Annotated in this window: 23 protein-coding genes; 10 read left to right on the top strand and 13 right to left on the bottom strand. The window is 37.3% G+C overall.

Annotation, left to right across the window (positions count from 1 at the left end):
* Positions 1–124: 124 nt before the first annotated feature.
* The 9 genes from ACTS4L_RS01715 to ACTS4L_RS01755 all read right to left on the bottom strand — a co-directional run bounded on the left by ACTS4L_RS01715 (position 125) and on the right by ACTS4L_RS01755 (position 14,695).
* A complete protein-coding gene (locus ACTS4L_RS01715; RefSeq protein WP_440617279.1) occupies positions 125–1,312 on the bottom strand; it encodes an RHS repeat-associated core domain-containing protein in 1,188 nt (395 codons plus the stop codon).
* 34 nt (positions 1,313–1,346) lie between these two features.
* A complete protein-coding gene (locus ACTS4L_RS01720) occupies positions 1,347–2,675 on the bottom strand; it encodes an RHS repeat-associated core domain-containing protein (RefSeq protein WP_440617278.1) in 1,329 nt (442 codons plus the stop codon).
* A 360-nt stretch (positions 2,676–3,035) separates the two neighbouring features.
* Positions 3,036–4,262 carry an RHS repeat-associated core domain-containing protein gene (locus ACTS4L_RS01725; RefSeq protein WP_440651644.1) on the bottom strand — a complete coding sequence of 409 codons (1,227 nt, stop codon included), beginning with the start codon at positions 4,260–4,262 and terminating at the stop codon, positions 3,036–3,038.
* Between the two features lie 74 nt (positions 4,263–4,336).
* Positions 4,337–5,560 (bottom strand): RHS repeat-associated core domain-containing protein, encoded by a 1,224-nt coding sequence (locus tag ACTS4L_RS01730; protein WP_440617276.1) that lies wholly within the window; start codon positions 5,558–5,560, stop codon positions 4,337–4,339.
* Positions 5,557–6,816 carry an RHS repeat-associated core domain-containing protein gene (locus ACTS4L_RS01735; protein ID WP_440617275.1) on the bottom strand — a complete coding sequence of 420 codons (1,260 nt, stop codon included), beginning with the start codon at positions 6,814–6,816 and terminating at the stop codon, positions 5,557–5,559. Before ACTS4L_RS01735 ends, ACTS4L_RS01730 begins: the two co-directional genes overlap by 4 nt.
* A 43-nt stretch (positions 6,817–6,859) precedes the next feature.
* Positions 6,860–10,732, bottom strand: coding sequence for a hypothetical protein (locus tag ACTS4L_RS01740; protein ID WP_440617274.1), 3,873 nt, complete (start codon positions 10,730–10,732; stop codon positions 6,860–6,862).
* Between the two features lie 14 nt (positions 10,733–10,746).
* Positions 10,747–11,829, bottom strand: coding sequence for a hypothetical protein (locus ACTS4L_RS01745; protein WP_440617273.1), 1,083 nt, complete (start codon positions 11,827–11,829; stop codon positions 10,747–10,749).
* Positions 11,830–12,006: 177 nt separating this feature from the next.
* The gene (locus ACTS4L_RS01750) at positions 12,007–13,407 is read right to left on the bottom strand and encodes a glycosyl hydrolase family 18 protein (RefSeq protein ID WP_440617272.1); all 1,401 of its coding nucleotides are present in this window, start codon (positions 13,405–13,407) and stop codon (positions 12,007–12,009) included.
* Between the two features lie 10 nt (positions 13,408–13,417).
* Positions 13,418–14,695 (bottom strand): hypothetical protein, encoded by a 1,278-nt coding sequence (locus tag ACTS4L_RS01755; protein WP_440617271.1) that lies wholly within the window; start codon positions 14,693–14,695, stop codon positions 13,418–13,420.
* A 195-nt stretch (positions 14,696–14,890) separates the two neighbouring features.
* On the opposite strand from ACTS4L_RS01755, the gene ACTS4L_RS01760 reads away from it, so the two are divergent.
* Positions 14,891–15,586, top strand: a complete 696-nt coding sequence (locus tag ACTS4L_RS01760) for an alpha/beta hydrolase (RefSeq protein WP_440617270.1) — start codon at positions 14,891–14,893, stop codon at positions 15,584–15,586.
* On the opposite strand, the gene ACTS4L_RS01765 is transcribed toward ACTS4L_RS01760, so the two are convergent.
* Positions 15,583–16,569 carry a LysR substrate-binding domain-containing protein gene (locus ACTS4L_RS01765; protein ID WP_440617269.1) on the bottom strand — a complete coding sequence of 329 codons (987 nt, stop codon included), beginning with the start codon at positions 16,567–16,569 and terminating at the stop codon, positions 15,583–15,585. The genes ACTS4L_RS01760 and ACTS4L_RS01765 overlap by 4 nt on opposite strands.
* 188 nt (positions 16,570–16,757) lie before the next feature.
* Between ACTS4L_RS01765 and ACTS4L_RS01770 the strand changes: the two genes are divergently transcribed.
* From ACTS4L_RS01770 to ACTS4L_RS01800, 7 genes are all read left to right on the top strand, one after another.
* Positions 16,758–17,465, top strand: coding sequence for a helix-turn-helix transcriptional regulator (locus tag ACTS4L_RS01770; protein WP_440617268.1), 708 nt, complete (start codon positions 16,758–16,760; stop codon positions 17,463–17,465).
* 105 nt (positions 17,466–17,570) lie between these two features.
* A complete protein-coding gene (locus ACTS4L_RS01775) occupies positions 17,571–18,161 on the top strand; it encodes a CBS domain-containing protein (protein ID WP_440617267.1) in 591 nt (196 codons plus the stop codon).
* Positions 18,162–18,180: 19 nt separating this feature from the next.
* Positions 18,181–20,091, top strand: coding sequence for an ATP-binding cassette domain-containing protein (locus ACTS4L_RS01780; protein ID WP_440651648.1), 1,911 nt, complete (start codon positions 18,181–18,183; stop codon positions 20,089–20,091).
* Complete coding sequence (locus ACTS4L_RS01785; protein ID WP_440617265.1) at positions 20,078–20,407, top strand: DUF2288 domain-containing protein; 330 nt, start codon at positions 20,078–20,080, stop codon at positions 20,405–20,407. Before ACTS4L_RS01780 ends, ACTS4L_RS01785 begins: the two co-directional genes overlap by 14 nt.
* Before the next feature lie 78 nt (positions 20,408–20,485).
* On the top strand, positions 20,486–21,442 hold the full coding sequence (locus tag ACTS4L_RS01790; protein WP_440617264.1) for a hypothetical protein: 957 nt from the start codon (positions 20,486–20,488) through the stop codon (positions 21,440–21,442).
* A gap of 45 nt (positions 21,443–21,487) precedes the next feature.
* Positions 21,488–21,865, top strand: a complete 378-nt coding sequence (locus tag ACTS4L_RS01795) for a hypothetical protein (protein WP_440617263.1) — start codon at positions 21,488–21,490, stop codon at positions 21,863–21,865.
* A 12-nt stretch (positions 21,866–21,877) separates the two neighbouring features.
* Complete coding sequence (locus ACTS4L_RS01800; RefSeq protein ID WP_440617262.1) at positions 21,878–22,081, top strand: hypothetical protein; 204 nt, start codon at positions 21,878–21,880, stop codon at positions 22,079–22,081.
* A 37-nt stretch (positions 22,082–22,118) separates the two neighbouring features.
* Here the strand turns inward: ACTS4L_RS01800 and ACTS4L_RS01805 are convergent, their stop codons facing one another.
* Together ACTS4L_RS01805 and ACTS4L_RS01810 are read right to left on the bottom strand one after the other, a co-directional pair.
* On the bottom strand, positions 22,119–22,937 hold the full coding sequence (locus ACTS4L_RS01805) for a helix-turn-helix transcriptional regulator (protein ID WP_440651646.1): 819 nt from the start codon (positions 22,935–22,937) through the stop codon (positions 22,119–22,121).
* Between the two features lie 96 nt (positions 22,938–23,033).
* On the bottom strand, positions 23,034–24,230 hold the full coding sequence (locus ACTS4L_RS01810) for an MFS transporter (protein ID WP_440616984.1): 1,197 nt from the start codon (positions 24,228–24,230) through the stop codon (positions 23,034–23,036).
* Between the two features lie 143 nt (positions 24,231–24,373).
* Here ACTS4L_RS01810 and ACTS4L_RS01815 point away from each other — a divergent pair, with 143 nt between their 5' ends.
* Entirely contained in the window at positions 24,374–24,610 is a 237-nt protein-coding gene (locus ACTS4L_RS01815) for a hypothetical protein (protein ID WP_203250155.1), read from the top strand.
* Between the two features lie 22 nt (positions 24,611–24,632).
* On the opposite strand, the gene ppa is transcribed toward ACTS4L_RS01815, so the two are convergent.
* Positions 24,633–25,157: an inorganic diphosphatase gene (ppa, locus tag ACTS4L_RS01820; RefSeq protein WP_440616983.1), complete on the bottom strand. Its 525-nt coding sequence runs from the start codon at positions 25,155–25,157 to the stop codon at positions 24,633–24,635.
* A 106-nt stretch (positions 25,158–25,263) separates the two neighbouring features.
* On the opposite strand from ppa, the gene ACTS4L_RS01825 reads away from it, so the two are divergent.
* Positions 25,264–26,064: a sulfite exporter TauE/SafE family protein gene (locus ACTS4L_RS01825; RefSeq protein WP_440616982.1), complete on the top strand. Its 801-nt coding sequence runs from the start codon at positions 25,264–25,266 to the stop codon at positions 26,062–26,064.
* Positions 26,065–26,128: the final 64 nt, after the last annotated feature.

The raw sequence follows: 26,128 nt of genomic DNA on the forward strand, positions 1-26,128 counted from the left end.
GTCTCAGCTCGGACAAAAATGAGGAAACCTTCAACCAATAATCTTTTTAAGACCATTTCCTGACGATATTTTTGCACTGCTTCACGCTGACACTAATAAAATAACCAAAAACCTTAAACATCACTTATCTCCATCTAAAATCTCCACTTTGCTTTATCAACCTATCAGTAGCTTGCCAACAATTAAGTTCACTTCTTGACGGCAGAACTATTCTCAAAGGAGGTGGTCTTAAATTGTTGATGAATATATAGTTAATGTTGTTTTTCACATTTATTACTTCGTCATAGTTTAATTTTTTTATAGGATCCATTCTTGCAAGTATATAATTTTTATCCATATACTTAACTTCAAACATCGATGTGTTTGCTTTTAGATTTCTATTTATGAATCCATTTATTCGGAATGCTCTCTTATAGTTTGCTACTAATAATTTTCTTTCGTCATTGATATGTTCAAATGCTAACATTTTATGTAAGCCACTCTTATCACGATAGATATATCCTTCAGTTGGGTTAATAGAAGATAATTTTGCAGTAATATCCTCTCCTTCTAACAATGACTCTGAAGCATTAGTATCGTTTATATTAGCAACACTAACAATACTCACAGCATCAGCAACCATGCTAATCACGCCAAGTCCAAATGAAATATTGTTTAAAATATTTGCTGTACCTTCTCCATCTGCTTTTGTATCTGCCACAACTTGCCCTGCTATACCAAACGCTCCCGAAGCCGCACCCATGATCCCTGATACTCTAGCCATGTTGGCTGCAGCAAGAGCAGCACCTTCTAGGCTAGACCCTCCACTCATTACAGCACCTGCAATTCCAACAATTACTCCCAAACTATTTAAGGTATAATTAAGCCATGCTGGCATATGCCCACTTGGATCAATATTCATAATCGGATTGCTATCAGCAAAGTTATACTTGTTCCAAACATTGGCACTATCTTGGGCGATAAAACGCTGTGTATTTGCATCATAATCACGCGCTCTTAAATACACCAAATTAGAGTTTGGATCCTGATACTCATCATTGTAGCTAAAGTTAGTTGCCACATTAGTGTTGAGTGTATTTGGATGCACACCATACGCTTGATAGTCTGTCGTGCCTTGGATAGCAACTGCTGCATCATTATTAGACTTAGTCAAGGTTAAACTATTGCTTTTGCCATTATTCGCATAATACAAGTTAGTGTGACTATCATTCTTTATGAAAACCTCTTGGGAAAAACTATTTTTCACACTTCCAGCTAAGGTTAAAAATGCAAGGGTGCTTACTATTATTGTATTTGTTAGATATGATTTCATTTTACCTACACGTATCTGATGGTTGCTTTATTTATTAGATTAAAAACGGAATACCTACCTGAAAAACTGCCCCTCCTACATTATAAGAAAATGCATAACTACGTACAGTTTTCAAGCTAGAGAAGTTTAATTCCGCCGCGGTAAACATCCCACCTTCCACTGCTGTAACCCCTGAGGACATTAAGATATTTTTAACAGACATTTCATTTCTCCATGACACTGCTGACATTACCCCTTCTCTTGCTGCCTCCATTGCTGCACCCCGTGCCGCAAATATGCCAATAGAGCCAACAAACCTCGTACCTGCGCTTAAATTATACTTTAAAAAAGTCTTCCATATATTCTTAACAAAAACACCTCCTATCAATCCGCTTACCCCCCCTGACCCAAATCCACTAGCTATCCCTGCAAGCATTGATGAGCCACCAACCGTCTCAGCAGATAATGCCGTTGCCACTCCCTCAAGTCCGTTATCTAATAAACCAAAAGATTTAGCCCAACTAGGATTTATCATACCTAAGGTACCAAAAGCACCACCAATATCCTCAAGCCCCATTTCTAGATATGCAGTTGGCGTCATTGTCTTTCTCTGAATAAGTGCCTGTACCCCATTGCCGACAAAAGTAACAGGATAAGACTTTAGTCCATAACGCGTTGATTGCTCTTCAAATACCTTTTCTGCGTTATCAGTTGACACACTAGAACTATCAATTGGAACACTAGAATCAGCTTCATTAGCAGTCACAACACCATCTGCAATAGATTCAGCAGCTTCACCCTCCGCAACCGCAGCTTCTGCCGCTGGAGCAAAAGCACCTAGCAACCAAGGCGTAGCAATACCTGCTAGTATCAAAGATATACCAAGTATCGTATTTACTGCTTCTTTACTTAGGTGACCACTTGGATCAATATTCATAATCGGATTGCTATCGGCAAAGTTATATTTATTCCAAACATTGGCACTATCTTGCGTAATAAATCGTTGTGTAGTTGGATCATAATCACGTGCCCTTAAATACACCAAATCAGAAGTTGGATCCTGATACTCACCATCGTAGCTAAAGCTGGTTGCTACATTTATTTTTAGGGTATCAGAATGCACACCGTAGGCTTGATAATCTGTCGTGCCTTCTATAGCAACGGCTGCATTGCTATGAGTTGGCTTAACCAAAGTTAAACTATTGCTTTTGCCATTATTGATATAATACAAGTTGGCTGCAGTATTATTGTCAACCCAAGCCTCTTTAGCAAATGAACTTTCAACACTAGCAACAATACATAAAATAATAAGAAATGGTAACCAAACTGACAAAGCGCCACTAATCATCAATTTATTTCTTATAAGCTGAATTTTAAACTTCATAATCTACCTCACTCACTCAATATGAAACATTTTTAATTTAATTTGATTTGTTTCACATTTATTCAAACATGCTATCTATCCCAGTCACGAGATTACGCGCTTATATCTAAATTTATATAGACAAAATAAACATATATTGTAACTGCCTAGTGCTACAACTTTTAAACACGCGATTACTTGAGTTTACTTGTAACTCCAGCTGTAAATCCCATATTTTATGGCGCATTACCCCATTTCTAAAGTATTCGCGTATCTTGAATATGCGGCACTAGCAGGTCTAAAAACGCACAGGGAAACAGATTTAAATATAAGCAATTTTGTTTATTAATCATGCTGCTGGGTGGTTGCCATATATTTCAATCATAACTCAGATATATCTCCACTAAGCAAAGCACCAAATATTGGTGTCTTTAAATTAAGATAAGTAAATCTCATCGCTCTTGCTAACCTACTATTGGGGTAATTACCTAAGTAAGTTTGTGAGAATCCAGAATATGCGCCCATAAGTGGTGCCGCAGCAAGATTAACCGCTGTATTTTTCCAGTTAATATCATGACTAATTGCACTATTAATCATATTGCCTGTCATGCCAACCGCACCATTAAGTGTTGTTCTTAATGCCCCATAGACAACTTTTTTAAGCATGCCATTAACCTCGCCCATTCTACCACTCACCCCTCCATAAATTAGACCACCTGTAAATCCTGCCGCACCATTGATTAATGTAAATCTTGCAAAGTCACTCAAGTTAAAATGATTCCCATCATTGTCTTGATATGTTTTCAACCCTGAACCAACACCCAATAAAATATTTGATCCCGCACTACTTCTAGTCACCTTAGCAGCGTTTAACTCTTCACTATCAATATCTATAACTGTTTCCTCATCCTCAGATAATTGTCTAGCTTGTCTAGATAGCAAAGCTTTTCTCCCTAATGGGAATATACTATCCTGGGCTGAATAGACACCGATCATACCGCCTATAGCCATAGCGAAATCACCAGCTGCAGCATAGTAGCTATGGTGAATTATGTCATTAATACCAAACAAAATATTAGAAACACTTGCTCCTGTTTCAGCTAACACAATCAAAGAAGTTCCATTTGTAACAGGAACGCTAGCTAAGGATACAACAACTGTCATTAACAGCCCAATAGTGTTTAAACTCATATGGCCACTTGGATCAACATTCATAACCGGATTGCTATCAACAAAGTTATATTTATTCCAGACATTGGCACTATCTTGGGCGATAAACCGCTGTGTATTGGCATCATAATCACGTGCCCTTAAATATAATAAATCAGAAGCAGGATCTTGATACTCACTATTGTAGCTAAAATTTGTTGCTACATTGGTATTGAGCGTATTAGGGTGCACGCCATAGGCTTGATAATCTATCGTGCCTTGGATAGCAACTGCCGCATTATTAGCTGGCTTAGCCAAAGTCAAACTGTTGCTTTTGCCGTTAGCAAGATAATAAAGTCTGATGCTAGGTCTTGCTGTGTGAGCATAACTTATTTGTTTTGTTAATAATGCTATAAGACAGATACCAATACTTACAAAAATAATCCGCTGTTTATTCATACCTTCAACCGTAAACGTCAGTTCTATTGATGCTTTCAGCAATAACTTGCTTACCGCACTATGCAAATGGATCTTTAAAAGCCATCAGGTAACTCCTCTCCATGGTTAGTCGCATTATAAACAGCATCAGTCGCTGAGTACGCCCCTAAAAGAAGTGGCATTTTCACAATCACATATGAGAATCCTGCCGTGGCTGAGCGCATAAAATTAGTTTCAGCAATACGGCTAGAAAAACAACGAACCCCAGATAACATAAGTTGATTGAGGCCATTTGCGCCGCGCAGAAGATAATTTGATGTCTGAGCTGCATTTTCAACATAGTCTGCGAACTTCAACCCTTTAATCAATCCAAATGCAGCGCCACCGCCAACATAGTCTAAGACGGTCCATATTGATTCGTATTTTTTTAAGAATGGTGAAAAATGACTGCCATAGGTGCCAGTCACACCAACAGCACTTGCTGCTTCACCTAATAAGCCAAAACGCAACTCGGTTTTGCGTGATACACATGAAAAAAACTTTGCTTCATTTGGGTTAGTAGCTTCGGCAGTCACACGCGTGTATATACCTTCATTTAGTTGACTATCACCTGCTTGAGCATCAACTCCCGCTTCAGACGCTTGAACATCATCATTTGCAGATTGCGTTAATGCTGCAGATGATCCTTCCGCTACATCAGTTGCCTCTGCAGTAGCAGTAGCACCAGCTTCAAGCCCCTCTGTGGCAACTCCTGCTACCTCTGAAGTCGCAACACTCTCAGCACCTAAGGCAGCAAGCTCAGCAATACCCAGATATCCTCCAGTGAATATAACGCCAGACATGATCAGTGTCATAAATAATCCACTTGTTGCATGATGCCATACATTGGACATAGAAAAATGCCCACTTGGATCAATATTCATAATCGGATTGCTATCAGCAAAGTTATACTTATTCCAAACATTGGCATTATCTTGCGTGATAAATCGTTGTGTTCCCGCATCATAATCACGTGCTCTTAAATACACCAAATCAGAACTCGGATCCTGATATTCCCCATTATAGCTAAAGTTCGTTGCTACATTGGTGTTAAGCGTATCAGAATGCACACCATAGGCTTGATAATCTGTCGTGCTTTGAATGGCAACTACTGCATTACTATTAGTTGGTTTATCCAAGGTTAAACTATTACTTTTGCCATTATTCACATAATAAATATCATTTGTGCCTGTTGCTAACAACTCTTGTGCAAAACTGATCTGTGTCATTCCAATCAAAAAGAAATAGGCACTCAACTCTAAAAGCTTCTTACACATCATACAGCACCATCTAATGATATATAATCGAAATCGATCAAAGAATAGTTTAGAGGATTTTCATAACCAAGTACTAAGGCTCTCAATTGAGGGAATGACTTAGCAGAATTGAATGCGCAAATTTCAATGAATTGTGTCTGTCTGTCTACATGATATTGAATCCATTTACGAAGAAATGCCTGTTCAGTAAAATCATATAGCAACGAATTCTTAGTCTTGCGACATTCCAGCATAACAATTTGTTCACCAGATAATGCACCCATATTATTCGTAAGCCAATTATCTACATGAGTCATTGTCTCTCTAATCGATGGTACAACTTGATTATAATCGTATACATTATAGGTGCCGTAGTTTGACTCAACAATATTCGACCAACCTTCTTCGGAGATGTTTTGATGATTTAAAAATTCGTTTAATCGCGCAAGGTTAGTATCATTTAATCGTTGAGGTGAATAATTATAAGATACAGGTATATGTGATGTCACTTCAGCAGACCTTACAGATGATAAATGAGCAACAGTAGATTCTTGAACTTCACCATCAAACAATTGAGGTGCTCTGATTTCACCAGCTCCACCAGCTCTTCCAGCTGCTGAAGAAATCCCAGAAGCGACATCAAATCCCATACTTGCAAGCCCTAGCACCAATGATGCTGTCTGCAAGTCTGTATTATTCCCAGCTGCTTGAGCAACAATACCTGCAACACCTGAAGCGCCCCCTAAACCTGCCGCGATCAATGGCACTGCTGCACCGCCACTAGCAACACCTGCGACAATTGCACCAGCAATTCCTAACCCGTTTAAGGTGTAGTTAAGCCATGCTGGCATATGCCCACTTGGATCAATATTCATAATCGGGTTGCTATCGGCAAAATTATATTTATTCCAAACATTGGCACTATCTTGTGCGATAAATCGTTGTGTTCCCGCATCATAGTCACGCGCTCTTAAATAAACTAAATCAGAAGCAGGATCCTGATACTCACCATTGTAGCTAAAGTTAGTTGCTACATTGGTTTTGAGCCCATTTAAATGCACGCCATAGGCTTGATAATCTGTTGTGCCTTCTATAGCAGCAGCTGCATTACTATTGATTGGCTTATCCAAAGTTAAACTATTGCTTTTGCCATCATTCGCATAATAAATATTACTTTTGCCTGATGTTAACAACTCTTGTGCAAAACTGATCTGAGCAGTTAGCATTGCTAGTATACAGTTCGTTATTACCGCAGCTTTTTGATATCGTTTTTTATTCATTTAGCATCGTCCTTATAAAGATCAAAAGTTATACACAACGAAACTAGCTCACGCTATAAGCATGAATACGATTTTTGCCATCAAGGAAAAAGCTAACATTATCTGGATGTGTTAAATCATTGACGGCACTGATGGTATCTCCAGTATAGTAATAACGATGATGATCACCGGTCGAGTTTATACGATCTGCTCTTAAGCCATTGGCATAGTAATCATACGCAAGATGCGTCGCTTGATTTTGCACACCAATTAGCTGACTTATGCCATTAAACTGATAGCTTGTGCCTTTGCCATCATCAACCTCATCACCATTGGCATTATACTTGGGCGTGTATGTACTACCATCTTCGGTATAAGAAACCAGTTGATCAAGGTTGTTGTATTGATAGGTTGTCGTCTTAGCATCTTTAACTTTACTGAGAATATTACCATTGCCATCATAAATAAATTCAGTACTTGTTAGCGGTTGGTGCTGTAAGTTATCAGTTTTCTCCTTAATCAATTGATTCAACTCATCATAAGTATAGTGTTTGACATAGTTAACATTGGGATCATTTGGCGCCTTATCTGAAGTTGCCGTAACATCAGTTAACATGCCCTTTGCGTCAAAGGTATTAACGACATCAAGGAGTGTTGTGCCTAAGCTATCAATTTGCTTTAGTTCATGCTCTTGACCAAATGCATCTGCTGTAAACTGCTGTGTATAAATCCCCTGATAATCCTTAGCAATAAGTGCGCCATATTGATTATTCTCATTGGGTTTATCTTGGGTACTATATAGGTAGGTTACTTTATCTTGATTATTACTCACCGTATCAAGCTTGCCATCTTTAAGATACGTCATTGTGGTTTGTTGACCATTCACATCGGTGCTTGATAGAAGTTGCCCATATTTATTATAAGTTGCAGTTGCCACTTTACCATCGGGGTAGCTAGTTGCCGTTTGTAATCCTGAGAGTGTATAGCTTATCTTAATGCCTTGACCATCGAGACTTTCATAAGTTTTATTGCCATCGGGATCATAGCTGTAGTTGTAACTATGTTTACCACTATTATCGGTATATGTTTTAGTAGTAAGGTTTCCATCTTTATCATAAGTAAAATGCACAACCGTACCATCAAGACGTGTCTCAGTGACTTTATTGCCATCTTGATCATAGCTATAGTTAATCGATTGACCTGCTTGATTGGTTTCAGCGATCAGCTCGCCTGTCGCATCATAGCTAAAATGATCACGCTGCGTAACATCATGATGACTCCCCGTGCTGTCACTAAAATCAAGTGTTTTTGTTTTATCTAGCACGTCATCTAATAGATCATACTCTGCTGTTATCGTTTCTTTAGACTGCCCACTTTGCAAGATTTGACTTTGGGTTTTACCATCAGGCGTATAGCTACTGGTTAGCGTATTAAGAACGGTCACCGCCCCGGTATTATCATCTACTTTGTTATGTATTGTTTGCAATACTTGATTATTACCATCTAAGGTCGATATTTCTTCCAAATGATAATGTGGTTGCAGTGGATTATGACTGTTTGGATAACTCATTGTCTTTAGCGGTTTTTTATCGGCGTTATAAATAACTATCTTAGTTTTGATGCCATTAACAAAGCTTGTTTGACTTAAATGTGCAAAATCATATTGCATCGTCGTTACATTACCATCGCTATCGGTTTGAGCCGTTGGTAAGGACAATGCATTATAGCTATAACTTGTTACATTACCCAAGACATCCTTTTTCTGTACTAGTTCACCGTAGGCATTATAGCGATCACTTTCTTGCAGTACCATGTCGTTAACATTATTGGGATCCGTGTTGCTATACGTTGTTATTTTGTGATTTGAGGCGTCATATTGTGTTGTGGTCTTAGCGCCCAATGGAGAGATCTCCGTTACGCTATTTTGTTTATCTTTTTGGTAATCCTCATATTGATAGGTAATGCTTTGCCCTGCTGGCAGTGTCTTTTTCAAGACTCTTCCATCTAAATCATAACTAGATGTTACGATATTACCCAGTGCTGAAGTTTGACTCAACAGATCGCCTGTTATGCTATCACTTATCTTCGTGGTCACACTGCCTAAGGCATCAGTATGCGTTATTGTTTCCAAACGTTTGTTTGGATCATAGCTAAAGTTATCTTTAACCGTACTTGATGTCACCCCAGCATGACCTGATTGGCTCCACTTCACCGTAGTTTGTATGACATCGCCATGGCTGTCATAGTTATAATCGGTACTTTTCCAGCCGTTAGTAGCATTAATATCCCCATCATACAGTGTGCTTTGAAGCACATTCTTGTGATCATTTGACAAGGTGTTTTGTACAGATTTTGTATCAAATGTATTATTCAGCGGATTCCATGTCATGTTAATCGTTGTCAATGTTTGATTAAAAGTTGGATCATAGGTATTTATTGACTTAGTTGACTCAACTAGTTTTTGTATCAGCGGATTATATTTGAAAGTATCTGTTGTTAAGGTATTGCCATAATTATCATAGGTATAGTTGGTCTTACTTAGCGTTGTATATACTTTAGTAGCAGCATCATAAATAGCACTCGTCTGTATAATCGGTTTATTATAATTCACCGTTTGTGCATGTTTATCCGGAATCAACTGATAGCTACTCGTTGTTTTATATGTCGGTGTGTTCTCGCTATCTCCAGGCAAATAAACATCCTGCTCAACCGGCTCACTCATCGCGTTATAAATCGTCTGTATTTTACGAACACCCATCGCATTACTCGCCGTTGAGCTATGCTCAGTAACCGTTACCGTATAGCGATAATCTGGATTATTACTTTCCATTAAACTGTCTTTATCATCTGATAACGGATAATTTGGATAGCCTGTGAAGTTACTCTCACTAAAACCATAGTCTGCTTCTGCCAAGACCTGATGAGCATTAACATGATCAATATGGTTAATTGTTGCTACCGCATTTAAGGCACCCACCTTACCATCAGCCGTTTTAAAGTGTAGATCTTGGTAGGTGATATCTGTTTCCAGTCCATTAGGATAAATAATCTGGTTAACGACTGGGACGCCATTACGTGTCTGATAATTTAACTGTGTGATAAAGCCTAACGCATCGGTGTATGACAGTATGCCATTTTGATTGAAAGCTAAGCTTTGCGTATGTGATCTATTTTGACTATCAACAGTGCTAACACTTAGTTCATTAGCACTATAGCCAAAGTTAAATACCTGCCCCAAGCTATCGGTAATTGATTTTAGGTAGTTATGCTGAACACCCATCTCTGGATCATTATAGTCATAACGAATATGATTACCAAAACGATCTCCTTTGGCAATCAGCTTGCCCGTGGCATCAAAGTAGTCCGCCGAACCATCCGGCATACTCAATCGATAACGATAAGCTCTTGAATCAGCAAAACTTGCAGGCAACGGTGTATTAGTGATCATATCTTTAAACAATACACCATGTTGATTCAAATATTTAAGCCCTGATTGATAACCCGTGCTATCACTCCAATTAAAATCAATCACATAAGTTCTACCATTAAATGTCACTGATTTGCCTGGCACCACAGAATCAATATTAAATTGCCAACCATTAGGAAGTCCTAACATGCCAGAGCTGCCTGCACTAAAGCTCACACTGACATCTAAAGGAATAAAGCCCTTAACCGATAATAATGGTAATGAAACACTCAATGCACCGGTTGCCGGATTGACACTCTCACTTAAACTTTTAATCGTTTTATTATCCGCCTGCGAACCTTTGTAATTTGATTTTTCATCATCTTGAGATGATGTATTTCTCTGAACTTTAAGTGCTGCTCTAGTATGATGCACATCAACTGGTGCTGATACGCTTTCGGCACTCAGCCCATAACTGATAGCTGACAAAAAAAGGCAGCTTATCAGGCTTAACTTAAATTTATACTTCATACAAAACCTTATCTTCAACTATTTGGATTAAATGTAATGGTGGTATTTGAACATACGCCTTTTGCACAAGCTGATGCATTTGGGTAAGGCTTAATACCTGCATCATTTGGTACAATGCTGAACTGCGTGCCTTGTGCTACCAGTCCTAACGCATAAACACCATTGACTGAACCATCTTGCGCATACTCCATATTTACATATGGTCTGAGAGTAAAACTATACTGTTTACCAGAGGCATCGTTAACATCTATTACCAATTGGGCAGCATTGATCCCGGTATTACTCAAATTACCTAACAAATCATGGCACGCTGTTGAGTTTGTTTTGAAGTAGAAAGGCTCTACAACGCACTTTTGCCCTCCATCACCTTCATGAAATAGTACTGATCCCAAATTAGTGCCTGATGAATTTGGTAGTGTAATCGTTGTGCGATCTGCGATTTGCGGATGTAGCCACTGAGTCAAGTCATCACTCATAGCAAAGCCATTAGCATTATCAATCTTAAATGTATAAGCTGTATCCGCACTTGCTGGTGTTACAAGCTGTACACACAGATTAACCCTTGCTTCTAAAATACTTGGAAATAGATAGGAATATCCAAAGTTATCAGCATCATCACTCCATGCTTTCGCACTTGCATCAGGGACAGCACATGCAATTTGAGGTGTTGCAAGAGGCTGACCTTCTGCGCCATTATCAGAGCCCGTCTCCATAAACGCATTTGACTTATTTGGATTATTAACCACTTCATTACTACTTACAAAATATGACTCTACATGACCTGCATCATGCCCACTAAATTCAATTGCGCCACAGTGGTGACCGTCTTGATTACATCCTTGTTTATCCAATACCAAATAATTATCTTCACCACCTTGACCAAGTACTTGCTGGGTGATTAGCTCGCCATTACTGGGGACTGTTATCACCTCATGTCTATCATGATTGTCGCTATTTAGACCATGCTCCCAACTCATATTATCAAGAACATACCCAGTATCGTTAATTAATACAAAATTAGCCTGAGAACCATAACCACCAATACATGCCAATGCACTCAATGATGCTATAAATGTGATTTGTTTATTTAAGCGCATGCCTATTCTCCTATTTATATTCGCTTAATGCATAATGACCAATATCCACTTATCCAATGACGCAAAACCCCTAGCGCATATCCTTTAATCTAAACCAAAACGGCTTAAACAATAGACATAACTATAAATCAACCAATATTCACTCAAAAGCAGCCAAATGGCAGGATATGATAAAAATTAAATAACATTACCAATAGTCGTTGCCCACTGCCATGGATTTGATTTAGCTGCTGTATTACTTTGATCCTGATTGATACTCCAAGTCGCTGCGCCACCAAATTGTGGATTATCAATCAAGCTTTGATATTGCTCGGCTACTGCTTTAAAAACAGTCGTACAATCAGGCGTTTTTGAGTTTGCACATGCATACCACACACTATTAGGATTGCTTGGATTAACATTAGGTCCTGATAACACATCTGGCAAAAGTTTGGTTTTTGCTGGTATTTTCACGGCAGAATCTGCACCTTCAAGCTGTTTAATGCTCTCAGAAATAATATTAGGATTAGCTTCTTCAGGCAGGCTCAAAGCTTCTTGTATTACCACATAATCAAAATCACCATTTTCTATTGCCACATCATAATCTTGATTCAACCCTTGAGTTACCAAAATATACTTACCATCTATATTTTTGAATAATTGGGGTGCAGCCGTAACAATAACATTAGGTTTATCTTCCCGTATTTGTTTGATGAGTTGGTCTAATGCATTTCCATCCCAATGCTTGAGCGAAAGTGCTGCCTCAAGGTCAAAGTCAATACCATCCAAATGCGCTTGATTTAAATAATCAACCATCGTTTGTGCCAAAAGCTTAATATGATCAACAGAAGCTGATCCGACATTAAAATTATCTAGCCCTTGCCAAGTAACTGAAAGCATTGCGTATTTAAACTGAGGATATTTTTCTTTAGCGGCATCGACTTTATGTGCAATATCTACAGCTTGCTGTCCATATTGATCTGTAAGCACGCAGCTACTATCTGTTTCGCACTGTATTTTAACAAATGCATTGATTGCCACGTTATAACCATGCTCTGCAGCAAGCTCATAATAATTTACACTCGGAATAAGCGGCATGAAGTATCCCAGCATAATATGGCGATCCGTATCATTTGTGTTTCTATACAACAAAGAGACATCTGCTTCAGGTGATGTGACAGTAAGCTCGATATTTTTAGTATATGTTCCTATTAAACGATGCACCCCACTGTGATCTTTTAGTGACTGCGGACTAATCTCAAGCTGATAGCTACTTCCTTTTGCGCCAATCTCAAGATTTGCGATCGTTGTTATCTGCCCAATCGCCAACACACCTTGGCTTTTAAGCAATCCCCCTTTATCCTGCAATTTATAGGTTAGCTTTTGATTCTCACCAAAGCCATTGGTTACTTGTGGCATGATTTTAATCATGCCATTGTTAGCTACTCTCTGATTGAAATTATTTACATCTACAGATTTAGCACTTGCCGCTGTCTTTGTTTCCTTTTGAGTAATTAACTGACAATATGCATTTAAATACGTTGTACTAGTTATTAACAACGTCAAAATCGAGGCTGATAATATATTTTTTCTTAACATACAATACTCCTTATGATGGATTAAAAGTTATCGTTTCATCACTACAAACGCCCTCTGGACAAAGCGAAGTATTTTTATCACCACCATCACCAGGAGTGATTTCAAAAGCATCCTCTTGACTAATTAACTTTAACTTATACAAAGCATCAACTCGATCTTTTGTTTGAGAAATATTTGAACTTGGTTTTAGCGTCATGCGATGTATTTGCCCCTTTGGATCACTCATACTAATGCTAATATTTGCACCGTTAATTCCTGTTTCATTTCTATTATTTATCAAGTTCTCGCAATCAACTTTTTGCTTTGTTTTAAAGTAAAATGCTTTAGCTACACAATGAGTTCCAGATTCTCCCGCTGTAAAGTTAATCACTCCCAGATCTGAATCAGGTCCAATATGCTGAGTAATTGTGGTTTGTGTACCAATTGCAGGATATAGTGTTATATCATCTTGCTCCAAATTGGAAAAGTCATCTAATTTAAATTGATAAGCGATATCTGAAGTCGCAGGCGTTGGCAGGTTGACACACAAGTTAACCTTGGCTTCCAAAATATTTGGATACAAATATAAAACGCCATTAGTTGTTGAATCATAAGACACTGGCAAACTCCACTGACCGTCACCTTGCACAGGGATGATGCACGCCAAAACGTCATTATCTCCACTACTGGATTGATTTCTTAAACTTACTCTATCATATAAATGTGCATCTTTATCCTGACTTTCTATCATTACATCACTGGCACTCACAAGCTTATGATCAACTCCACCATATAGATCAAACTCGCCCGCTTGGTTACCATTGTAAGGTTCAGTAGGAGTAACAAGCATTGCATAGTCAATATCAGCATCTATTGGCTTCGTTGTGATACTTTCACCACTTGGAACAGGTTCATTATCACTAACATCCGGCATACCTATTCCCAGATAGTAACCAGTGAATTTGTATTGATCTAGCGCATAAGCTGTTTGATTATGAATGTCAAATTTATATTCAGGATAGCTGCATTTCAAATTATTAGTTGCCTGCTTAACCCAAGTACCTGCCTTATGTTCACAATACCAGTCCGTCATATCTGTTCTACAAATAATTGGCACTCTATCATTCCACGCATCCCCTGTGCCATCACCATGTATATCACAAGGATCCCATGAATGAACAACACCCCCTCCGTGGCAAAAGGTTACAAAACCAGATGAATCATTACAGTCACTGGTTGGATTTGCTGCATAACTTACAGCCGATAAAGTCAAAGTAGCTGATATAAGCAATATTATCTTTTTTTTCACAATCACTCCTAAATGATTTATTTTTTTGAACAACACGATTTAGCTATAGCTAACTTTCTAATAAAGTGTATAAATATGAGATCAATATGTGAATTAATTAATATTTAAGATATTTTAACTATAAATTAATTTACAAAGCATCTATTCTGGAGATACTGTTAGAAGTCATCAATAGCTTATGTTTAAATTTAACTCATGCGTAAAAAAAGTATTATTATTGAGCCAATAACTCAAGCCAGATCATGCGTTATATGGTTGCATGGTCTTGGTGCAAGACGTGATTTTTCAAAGTTAGTTCCTGAGTTTGACTTACCTATTAATCATAGTATTCGCTTTATTTTCCCATTTGCAGAGATGAACTCGCTAACGATTAATAAATCTGAGACCATACACTCTTGGTATGATATTAAATCTGTTTGCAATGACACCATGGCAAGAGAAATTAATATTACATCAGCAATGCATTCATGTGCTTACATTCATAGCATTATTAATCAACAGATAAAACTTGGCATTCCACCTCATAACATCATGCTTATAGGTTTTTCTCAAGGCGCACTTATTGCAGGACTATCGTCATTAACCACAAAACATACACTTGCTGCAAGCATGATCATATCAGGGTATTTACCTGAGTGGTCACTCTTTGCGGAAAACACTCAAATACCCCATCAGCATACTAACTACATCTGTGTGCATGGCACACAAGATGCAATTGTTCCAGTAAAGCTTGGCGCAGCAGCTAAAGATATGCTGATTCAACATGGTTATAATGTTACATGGCACAGCTATGAAACAGGGCATGAGTTATGCCTTGACGCAATTCAAATGATACGCTCAATCATTATGGAAAAACTGATAAATATATCACCTTATAAAAAATATCATTAATGGCTAAGTAATGTATCAAAACTCATTGCCGATCCTTCTGCCAACAGCCCATAATTAAGCAATTCCTTTATCGCATTACTATTTCTTACTCCCTGCAAAGTGTATGCATATATAGACTGCGGCTCATTATATTTCAGTAGTATTTGCAAGCTATCGTTACATGCTGAAAGACAAAAAGATGGTATAACACCATGCCCCATACCATGATCAATAAATTTTTTAATTGTGGTTACCTTATCTAAATACTCAATATCAGGCCTTGAGTTAAACACCTCCAGATGCTGGATAAAATAGCTTGTTGTTGCATAAAAATACTGAGGCATAAATATCCTCGTTGAAGTTAATGATGATAAATCTTTAAGAGCATTTAACCTTGGAAAATGAACTTTACTGCTACATAGCAACATCTTGTAACTACCTAATATCGTCATATCATAATCATTCGGTGATATAAATGGATAAAGTGTGAAAATGACATCATACTGCTTTTCTTTAATGACTTTTTGCATTTCCTCAAAACTGCCTATCAATTTCATGCTAAGCTCTATCTCTAAATTTTTTGACTTAAAAGCACTGATCATACCCAAAAAAATCTCCACAAGATTTTCAGGAATCGCGATTTTGATTACTTCTTTTTTTTGCTGAAGCTCATAAATATAACCTGCCACATTTTGCCTTTGCTCTAATAATCTAATGATCTGAGCATGCAAACTTTTCCCTTCAGCAGTTAACCACATATATTTTCCCTCTTTTTGATAGAGGGCTGTGTTACATAGTTTTTGCAGATTATCCAAATGCTTCCACGCACCTGGCACGCTGATATAGCACTTATTTGCGGCTTCGGTAATGCTCAAGGTTTTTGCAAACGTATCAAACACTTCCATCTGTTTTAATGTGAACATTAATTTAATTACTCCATTGTTATCTATCCATTTCACATAAGTATCAACTTCTTCGATATTAAACATCGCAATATGACTCACGCGCGATATACGCCTAGCTATTTATTAAAAAATAAAGGCGTAGAATTGTAGCCTAAGATAAACATGACAACCAGCAGCCAAATGGCAGGAAATTGTCAGTTTTTATATTTTTTTTCAGTTTGCCTTAAGATAAATTATATAAATTGCAGTCAGCTTTTAGTCAACTCATCCATGGAGCAAAACGATCGATGCAGGATACAACATTCTTAGAAAACTATTTTATCCCTTTTTTAAATCACTATAATGATATGGGAGTCAACTTTATTGTGCATGACCTAGCGGGGAAAATACGATTTTTAAATGAACAAACTGCCAAAATCATCGCAAATACAGAAGCCAAACACCTAATTGGCACCACACTTTTTGATCTTGGAATTATTAATAAAACAGAATATGAGGTACTCAACAATATACGTAGTGAAGTAGCCGTAAAGCGTCAAATAATTCGTTATATAAATTTTTCAACCAATTGTTTAATTGATCAATGCCTATCACATCATATATATCAATGCAGTGTGTTTCCGGTAATCGACTTAAATAATGTCGTTATCGGCACATTAACAACAGGTCGTCTGCTGGATAATGTTAACCCTTATCATTATATTAAAGGTCTAAACCCAGACCCTAATGTTGAATCATTAAAGATTTTTGCTTTACTTTCCCCCAGAGAGCTTGAGATTGTCTATTTACTTGCGCACGGCATGAGTCAACGTGATGTTGCCAGCTTCTTAGGAATTTCCAGAGGTAATGTTTCACGAGTGCTTACTGAAAATATTTCAAAAAAATGGAATATCGAGCCAACAACTGATGCAATTATTGAAAAAGCATTATATTGTGGCATCAGTACGCATGTTCCCAAAAGCTTAGCTAAGCATCAAATAGTCATCTTACCTTGATTACCTTGATTACTCTGCTTTCTACGATTTCTAAGCTTATTGCGTTTGCAAAGCAGCGAAATGATGATTAGACTTACGAGGAATAATCATCACAAGGACTGACTTATGGCATACAAAGAATACAAATTACTAGAAACCACCACTCACACAAAAGAGCAAAGCGTCCCTTATTACCACCCTGAAACGATGGATGTTATCTCTCTTGAGACACCTGCTTTACACGTTTTTACTGACTTTCATACGGTAAAGCCTTATGTTATCCACGTAAAGACTCTGGCCGATGATGCATTACAAATGATGCAAAAAGTAGAAGTACACGCACTATTAGTAACCAATAATAATGATGAAGTTGTCGGTTTGATCAATACGCGCAGATTGCAAGGGGTATACCGTACACAAGTTGCACAAAGCGAAGATATTCACCATAAAGAAGTAACTGTTGGTATGTTGATGGCAAAAATTGGGAGTTTACCAATGCTTGACTATACGGTATTGAAAGATACTTTAGTAGGACATATTGCACGCTTAATGCATGACCAACATATTGATCATTTGCTTATCCAAGAACAAAATAAGTCTGGTAAAGATATCATTCGTGGCATTATTTCAGCAAGCTTTATTGCTAAACGTCTTGGCGCACAAATTGGGCATGATCTTGCATCACGCAACCTTGCTGAACTTAACAAAATCATTTAACTTAACGATCCACAACACTATGCCAATTATTTCTCTTCGCAATGCTGAGCTTGCCTTTGGACACCATAAACTGCTAGATAATGTTTCTTTGGATATTGATACCAATAAACGTATCTGTTTAATCGGTCGCAATGGCGCTGGCAAATCCTCTCTTTTTAAAGTCCTTCAAGGGCAAATTCTCCCTGATCACGGTGAACGTATTGTGCATGATAATGCCAAAATCGCATGGCTTGAACAGGAAGTGCCACAAAATACCAAGGGCTCAGTATTTAATATTGTACTTTCTGGTTTTGGTGGTTCAGGTCAACTGATTATTGAATACCAAAAACTATTAACAACTGATTTAACACAAACACACAATCTTGATCACTTAAATGATTTACAACAGCAAATCGATAATGCTCATGCATGGGATCTACAAATGGAGGCAGAGAAAGTACTCTCTGCCCTATCGCTTGATGGCAATGCATTATTTGATGATCTATCTGGTGGATTAAAGCGTCGTGTGCTACTTGCCAAGGCATTGGTTACTTCACCTGATCTGTTGCTTTTAGATGAACCTACCAACCATCTAGATATTGAATCAATAGAGTTTTTAGAACGTTTTTTACCACAGTTTAAGGGCAGCATTTTATTTATCACGCATGATCGCAAGTTTTTGCAAAATATTGCTACTGATATTATTGAGCTAGATCGTGGCAACGTCTTAAGCTTTCCTGGCAATTACGATAAATTCCTAACGCAAAAAGAGGCATATCTCCATGCTGAGGAAGTACAAAATGCCAACTTTGATAAAAAGTTGAAACAAGAAGAAACTTGGATTCGTCAAGGAATCAAGGCACGACGCACGCGCAACGAAGGACGCGTGCGCGCATTAAAAGCATTGCGTCAAGAGCGTAAAGCCCGACGTGACAAACAAGGCAATGTTAGCTTAAGTGCATCTCAAGCGAATAAATCCGGTAAAATGGTGATCAAGGCTTCAGATATTAGCTTTAATTATGATAATAAACCGATCTTTAATAACTTCTCATGTGAGATACAACGTGGTGACAAGATTGCGATCTTAGGCAAAAATGGCTGTGGTAAGAGTACTTTATTGCAAGTTTTACTACAAAAATTAACACCGCAATCAGGTAATGTGACTCACGGTGAGAATTTACAAGTCGCCTACTTTGATCAGCTGCGTGATCAAATTGATCCTAAGCTTTCGCTTGTTGATAATGTCACCGAAGGTTCTGATTACTTGGATATTAATGGACAGAAAGTACATATCATTGGTTATCTTCAGAACTTTCTATTTGATCCAAAACGCATGCAAAGTCCAGCATCCTCACTCTCAGGTGGCGAGCGCAATCGCTTATTATTAGCCAAGCTTTTTGCTAAGCCAAGTAATGTATTGATCCTTGATGAACCAACCAATGACCTTGACGTTGAAACACTTGAAGTGCTTAAAGAGCTTATTCTCAACTATCAAGGAACAGTACTTATTGTCAGTCATGATAGAAGTTTTATCGATAATGTTGCTACAAGCACAATTGTCTTTGAAGGCGATGGTCAATTGCAAGAGTATGTCGGCGGTTATGAAGACTGGCTGCGCCAAAAAAGCTCGACCGCCAAACCTGCAGATCAAGCACCGCAATCACTACAAAAACCATCTTCTAGCAAAGCAAATAATAATAGCACTAAAAAACAGAAATTAAGCTTCGCGCAAAAAAAGCAGCTTACGGCCTTACCGGATGAAATTGAACAATTAGAAACTGAGATTGAAGAATTACAACAAAACATTGCAACACCTGAGTTTTACCAACAAGGCAAAGATATCGTTCAAGAAACCTTACAAGCACTTGAGCAAAAACAAGCATTGTTAAATGATAAATATCAGCTATGGGAAAACCTCTCCGAGCTTGAGGCGCAGTATGAGCAATCCTAATGAGTCTAACGAATTACTCAAGGCTAAAATCCTTAGTGAGACAGCACGAATTTCCTGGCTAGAGCTTCAGCGTTTTTTTGCACAAGGCAAAGTCATCAAAGTCAGTGACACTCTTGATTTAATCGATGTTGCTTATGCCTTGGCACAAAACGATCAAGCACAAATTACGGATTACATGACCAAAAATCATATTGAGTATGTCAATGATGACGATGCAAAACGTTGGTTTGAAAACAATACAACGTTATGGACTTCAGTGGTTAAACCTTGGGTTTTGGTGCAAGAGAAAAATCTCACTAAAAATCAAAACACGTAGTTTCACGCTATTTTAAAAATCTTAAATTGAATAATATTTGATCTAGAAAGCACAATAACAACTAAACAGAGGTCAATAATGTTACAATTTAAACTATCACAACTCACTATAGCAACTGTTCTAGCTACAGCCCTACTTGCTGGATGTCAATCAGGTGGTGGAAATGAAGGTAGTAATCAAAATGATCCTCATACTTCTGTGATTGGAGCCTATTCAGATAGCTATGTGACCTTGCCTGAAAAAATTGCTATTAATAGAGATGCTAGTTTACAGCTTGATATTACAGCGATTGCTGATCATCAAAGTATTTCAGCAGTAGGCGCTTCTCAAATGAACTTCTTGAAAATTAAGAATATTATTCTCAACGGTAATATCAAAGAGACTGCAACCATTGATAATTATCAAACTGATTCGAGTGTTCTCTACTGTGAATCTAAAAGTGGCTATACAAGCTTAAAAGATGGTGCTACTTGTTGGTTAAACTACAAGTTGCTATCTAAAACAGCACAAGATATCAAAGGTGACATTACCGTCATCCTTCAAGATATCAATGGTAGAACTGTACAAGTAAGCACACCAGTGACCACTGAGTTTGTACAACCAGATCAACTGCCTAATATTATTGATATTAAAAACTCAATCACTATAACACCACAACAAGAAACTAATATTACAATTACTAACACCACGGGTGATGATCTGCATGGGTTAACCCTTGATTTTAGTAATATGCCATTAGAGTTAAGAAAAGCTCTTAACACGGGGCTTGTAACTTATGCCAATCATGATCTTAATGCTAACTTAGAAAAAGGCTTTATTAAGTTTACGCACGTTATCCGCGCAGGTGAAGATATTAAATTATCGCTTATGGCGCCAAATACTGATTCTGAAAGTATATTAAAAGAATATGCAGTAAATCTAGAAAGTAACGAAATAGATGACAAACCGATGATTCAAATTTCTGCGGCGAATGCCAAATTAATTAATCTAAAAGGCAAAGTCTTTGTTAATACTCAACCGGCAAATCTATCATAGATTACTGCAACAAAATCTGGCTCATATACTGCTACCTTTGCTAACATGGGTAATCAAACAATTACTATTCGCACAATTGATAAAGTTGAAATGCCAAAAGGCATTACGTTCTTAGCGCATACTGAAATTAATGATAAGCGCTGTCATGAAGGGCAGCAGCTTCAAGCAGGAGCAAGTTGTAAAGTAGACTTTTTTATTTCAGAGGAGGCATTCACTGGTGATGATGCTACATATGAATTACCTATAAATATTAATTATGAATTAGGTGAGAAATCATCTAAAACTTATCATTCTAACGAGCAAGCAAATAAATCCACTATTATTGTCAAATCTGCTTTAGTAGATTCTCATATTGCAACATTTGCCAACATGAGCGAACAGGATATGGTTATTCGCTTCATTGAAAAAGGTGAACTACCGTAAAATATTAAGTTTTTGCCTCACACTGACATCAATGATAAGCGTTGTCATGCTGGTCAAATACTTAAGCCTGCGGCAAGCTGTAAAGTTGAAATTGCAGTGACACAAGACAGCTCTGCTAGTGAAAAAAGCACTTATAAACTGCCTATTCGCATTGGTTATGAAACATCTGAAAGAGCGACAGAAACACATTACTCAAATGATTTAGTATTTAAATAGAACTTATAACGCTTGTAATTTAATTAAGTCTCTCCAATCAAATATGTACTCCATTTGCAACTAGGTAACGAAAATGTGCTTCTGATTGCAATATTTTTGCAATCATCTCATAGCGACTCTTACAATTTAGCTTGTTTGCCATCGAGGCAACAAGGCCTTCAATCGTTCTAATGGATCGAGACAACAAACAAGCAATCGATTGGTTTTCATAGACACCTGAATATATCGCCATAAAACAACGATTCTCAGCTTTAGATAAAGCATACAATGGTTGTGGCATAAGCTCTGAATAATTTACCTCCAAAGGTGTTATAGTCTCTGAAATATCAAACTCTTCTAGCTTCTCAAGCTCTTTTAGAATGTGGATTTGGATATATTCAAACACTTCTTCAAGTAAGACACGATAAGTTAAGTAAACATGATATGAGCTCATTGGTATCGTTCTGGGTAGTGCAAAGGTCGTATTTAAGATGTAGCCATTTGCTAATATCTTATGTGTTGAATGATAGGTAAAAGTATTATTATTAAAATTATCCTCATAATCATTAGAAGATAACTGATTAAAGTAGGACACTACGTCATGTAGTGATGCAGCGGCGAATGGAATCACAAGATGATTATGATAACTATAAACAGGTTCTTGTATGTTATCATCGCTATCAATCCAATGCTGTAATGAGTCCGCTTGAAAGAAGGGAATATCATAGACTTTGCCATCTGGTGATAGAATCATTATCGTTACATAATCTGCCTGCAATTTGCGTTTGATTTCTTTAAAAAAAGAAGCGTGCTTAACCAGTATTCTTTTTGATGCCGATGTTAATCTATGATTATATAAATCTCTTATCTGTGTCATACCTTTTCCTTGCTAGCAAAATAAAGCGTCAAGCATTTATAATTAAGTATAAACAAATAAAAGAACATTTTTAAGTCAGAATTAAAATCACATCACTTATAAAGCATTTGTTTTTTGGCTAAGGCTAATCAAAACGCCTACTACAATTGTTATACTTAACATTAAAATTAAAGCAATAAAAGCCATGTAATAACCATAGTGCACTGATAATGTGCCAAAGGACACTTCATTGACAACACTACCAAGGGTGATAATTAAAGAGGCCATGGCAACAGCGGCAGATACACTTTTATCACTATTTTGCTTTAATAACGTTGCATAACCAAGCATCTGTGCACTTGCAAAAACACCAATTAAAAACATATCAATCATCAATATTATGTAAGGCAACTCATTTAGCAAAGCAATGCATGCTACAATACAACCAATTGCTGATATGGGATATAGTATGAAACCATAGCTATATTTACTTAATAAAAAGTTAAATACAGGACCTCCTATAATAAAACCCGCTATGATAAAATTATTAGCAATTGTGAGCATATATGGATTATAGTTATAAAAATTGCGAAGTAAGCTCTGCCCAAAGCTAAAAGCAATAATCGTGAAAGGGAAATTAATGATTGACATATACACCCAAACATACCAATTTATTTTGTTACTGAGGACTTTTTTGAACATTATGCCTAAAGATACTTGATTGGAGCGCTGAAGACTCAAGCTCGGATAAAATACGGACACAACCAGAAAAAGCACAGCCCCCAAAGTTAGGTTAAGTATAATAATAAGATTTCCAGAACCTAAGTAAGCATACAAAAAGCCACCACTGACTCCTGAGACAATAGCACTTATAAATGCGATACTAATAACGCTTGCAATGGCAACTTGGGCTTGCTTTGATGTTAACAACATGCTCAATAATTTTGCACTGCTTGTCAATGTAAAAGCACTCGCAGTACCCATAATTACCAAAGCAAAATAAGCAAGCAATAACATATTAGTAAGGTATAGTATTAGATTGGCCACAATAAACATAGCCAGACCCAGTAAAGTAATTATTTTAATTGGAAAGCGCTCAACAATAAAGCCTGCAGGTAAACACATCACGAGATTTGCCAGAAGATAACTTGACAAAAACACACCATAATTAGTTATCTCAAATTTATCAATATAATAAGGTTGTAATACATTGAATAGGCTTAACTGAACTAACCAATAGCAAAAGAATAAGCTAGAAATTACCGTTACGAATACTATTTTAAATATTGATAATAATTGTCCATATATAGCCATTTATTTTTAACACAATTCAATATGATGTTTCATAGTATAGGGCATCGCTAAATAGCTCGCAAATAGCAAAGTGTTTCGACAAGTATCAGTAGCTTATGTTAAGATACACGCAACTTTTTTAAGAAAACTTCTAATCAAAAGATATGACGGATAAAGAAAAAGAAATTGAACGTCAAAGCAATATGACACATAAAGAATTGTTCAAACTAAATGGTGCTAAAGCGGCAGTACGTTCCGTTATATTTATTTTGATTTTTGCCGTATTTTTGTACGCAGTTACTGGAGATATGTTATCCCCCGAGCTTGCTGTGATTTTCTTTTTGATCGATGCAAGTCTTAACACATTTCGTTATAAATGGTTTAAATCACTGAGAAAATAAAAAGATAACGATGAAGATATGATTACGCCTTATAACGCTCGATACTTGCTTGAATATCCGCTTTGGCTGCTTCAGCCCCTGCAAAGCCATCGACTTTGACCCACTTGTTTGGTTCAAGATCTTTATAGTGCTCGAAGAAGTGCTTGATTTGATCTAACAATAGCTTTGGTAGATCGTCAATTTCTTTTACATCATCGTAGATCTTGGTTAATTTGCTTGTAGGCACGGCAATGATCTTGGCATCAACACCCGATTCATCCGTCATCTTAAGTACACCAACTGGGCGACAATTAATAATAACCCCTGGGCGCAATGCCACAGGCGCTACAACTAATACGTCTGCCGGATCACCATCTTCTGATAATGTGTTTGGAATAAAGCCATAGTTGCATGGATACTGCATCGTTGTTGACATAAATCGATCAACAATTAGCATATTCGCATCTTTGTCGAATTCATATTTCACCGGCTCATTGTGCGCTGGAATTTCGATCACGACATTGACATCATTTGGCGCATCTTTGCCGACTTTAATATTAGAAAGCATACTTACCCTTAATTATTTATTTTTCTGGTTAAATGAACTGGGTTATTCTCTTTCATTTGTTATAATTATTCAACCCATTTAACCGACAAATCAACGTAAATCCAACATGACATATCTCATTTTATTATTGATATTTTCCGGCTCTATAACTGGCATGCTCGCTGGTCTTTTAGGCATTGGTGGTGGAATTATTATTGTCCCTGTACTGGCCTTTGTATTTCATCAACTGCCTGAAACCACAAGTGCCTATATGCAGTTTGCTGCGGGTACCTCACTCGGAATTATGATTTTTACAGCTCTTTCTTCAGTACCGCACAAACTCCGCGCCCGCGAAGTAAGTTTTGATATTACCATCAAAATGCTACCTTGGATTATCAGCATGAATATTATCGGTGCGGTTATTGCCCATTTTCTTAATTCACGCCTTTTGGGTCTGTTATTTGCCTTATTGATGCTATCTATGTTTTTACGCATGCTTTTTCAATCAAGCCATGCTATTGAAAAGCCAAAACGCAGTGGTAAACGCAAAAGTGCCTTTTGGGGCAGTGTCGTTGGCATTAAATCAGGATTCTTTGGTATTGGTGGTGGCATTATCACCATTCCTTATATCAATTCATTAGGTTACTCAATTCGTATTGCTATTGGCACATCGAGTCTTTTTACACTCATCATTGCAATAACAGGTAGCATTACCTTTATCGTAACGGGCTTAATGGATCATATTGAACTTAGTTGGAGTCTAGGTTATTTATACCTACCGGCAATCCTTTGCGTTGTACCTAGTAGCATGATTTTCTCAAAAGTAGGCGCTAAGCTCTCAAGTAAAACGCCACCTAAAGTGCTTAAAGTAATTTTTCTTGTTTTGCTTTTGGTTGTTTCAATTAAGATGTTATTTTTGGCAATTTAATAAAAAACCTAAATTACATTAACAGTGTGCATTAACACTTGCTGTAATTTTCTGCCCTGTTTTG

The sequence above is a fragment of the Cysteiniphilum sp. 19S12-1 genome (genome assembly GCF_052030685.1).
Classification (GTDB): domain Bacteria; phylum Pseudomonadota; class Gammaproteobacteria; order Francisellales; family Francisellaceae; genus Caedibacter.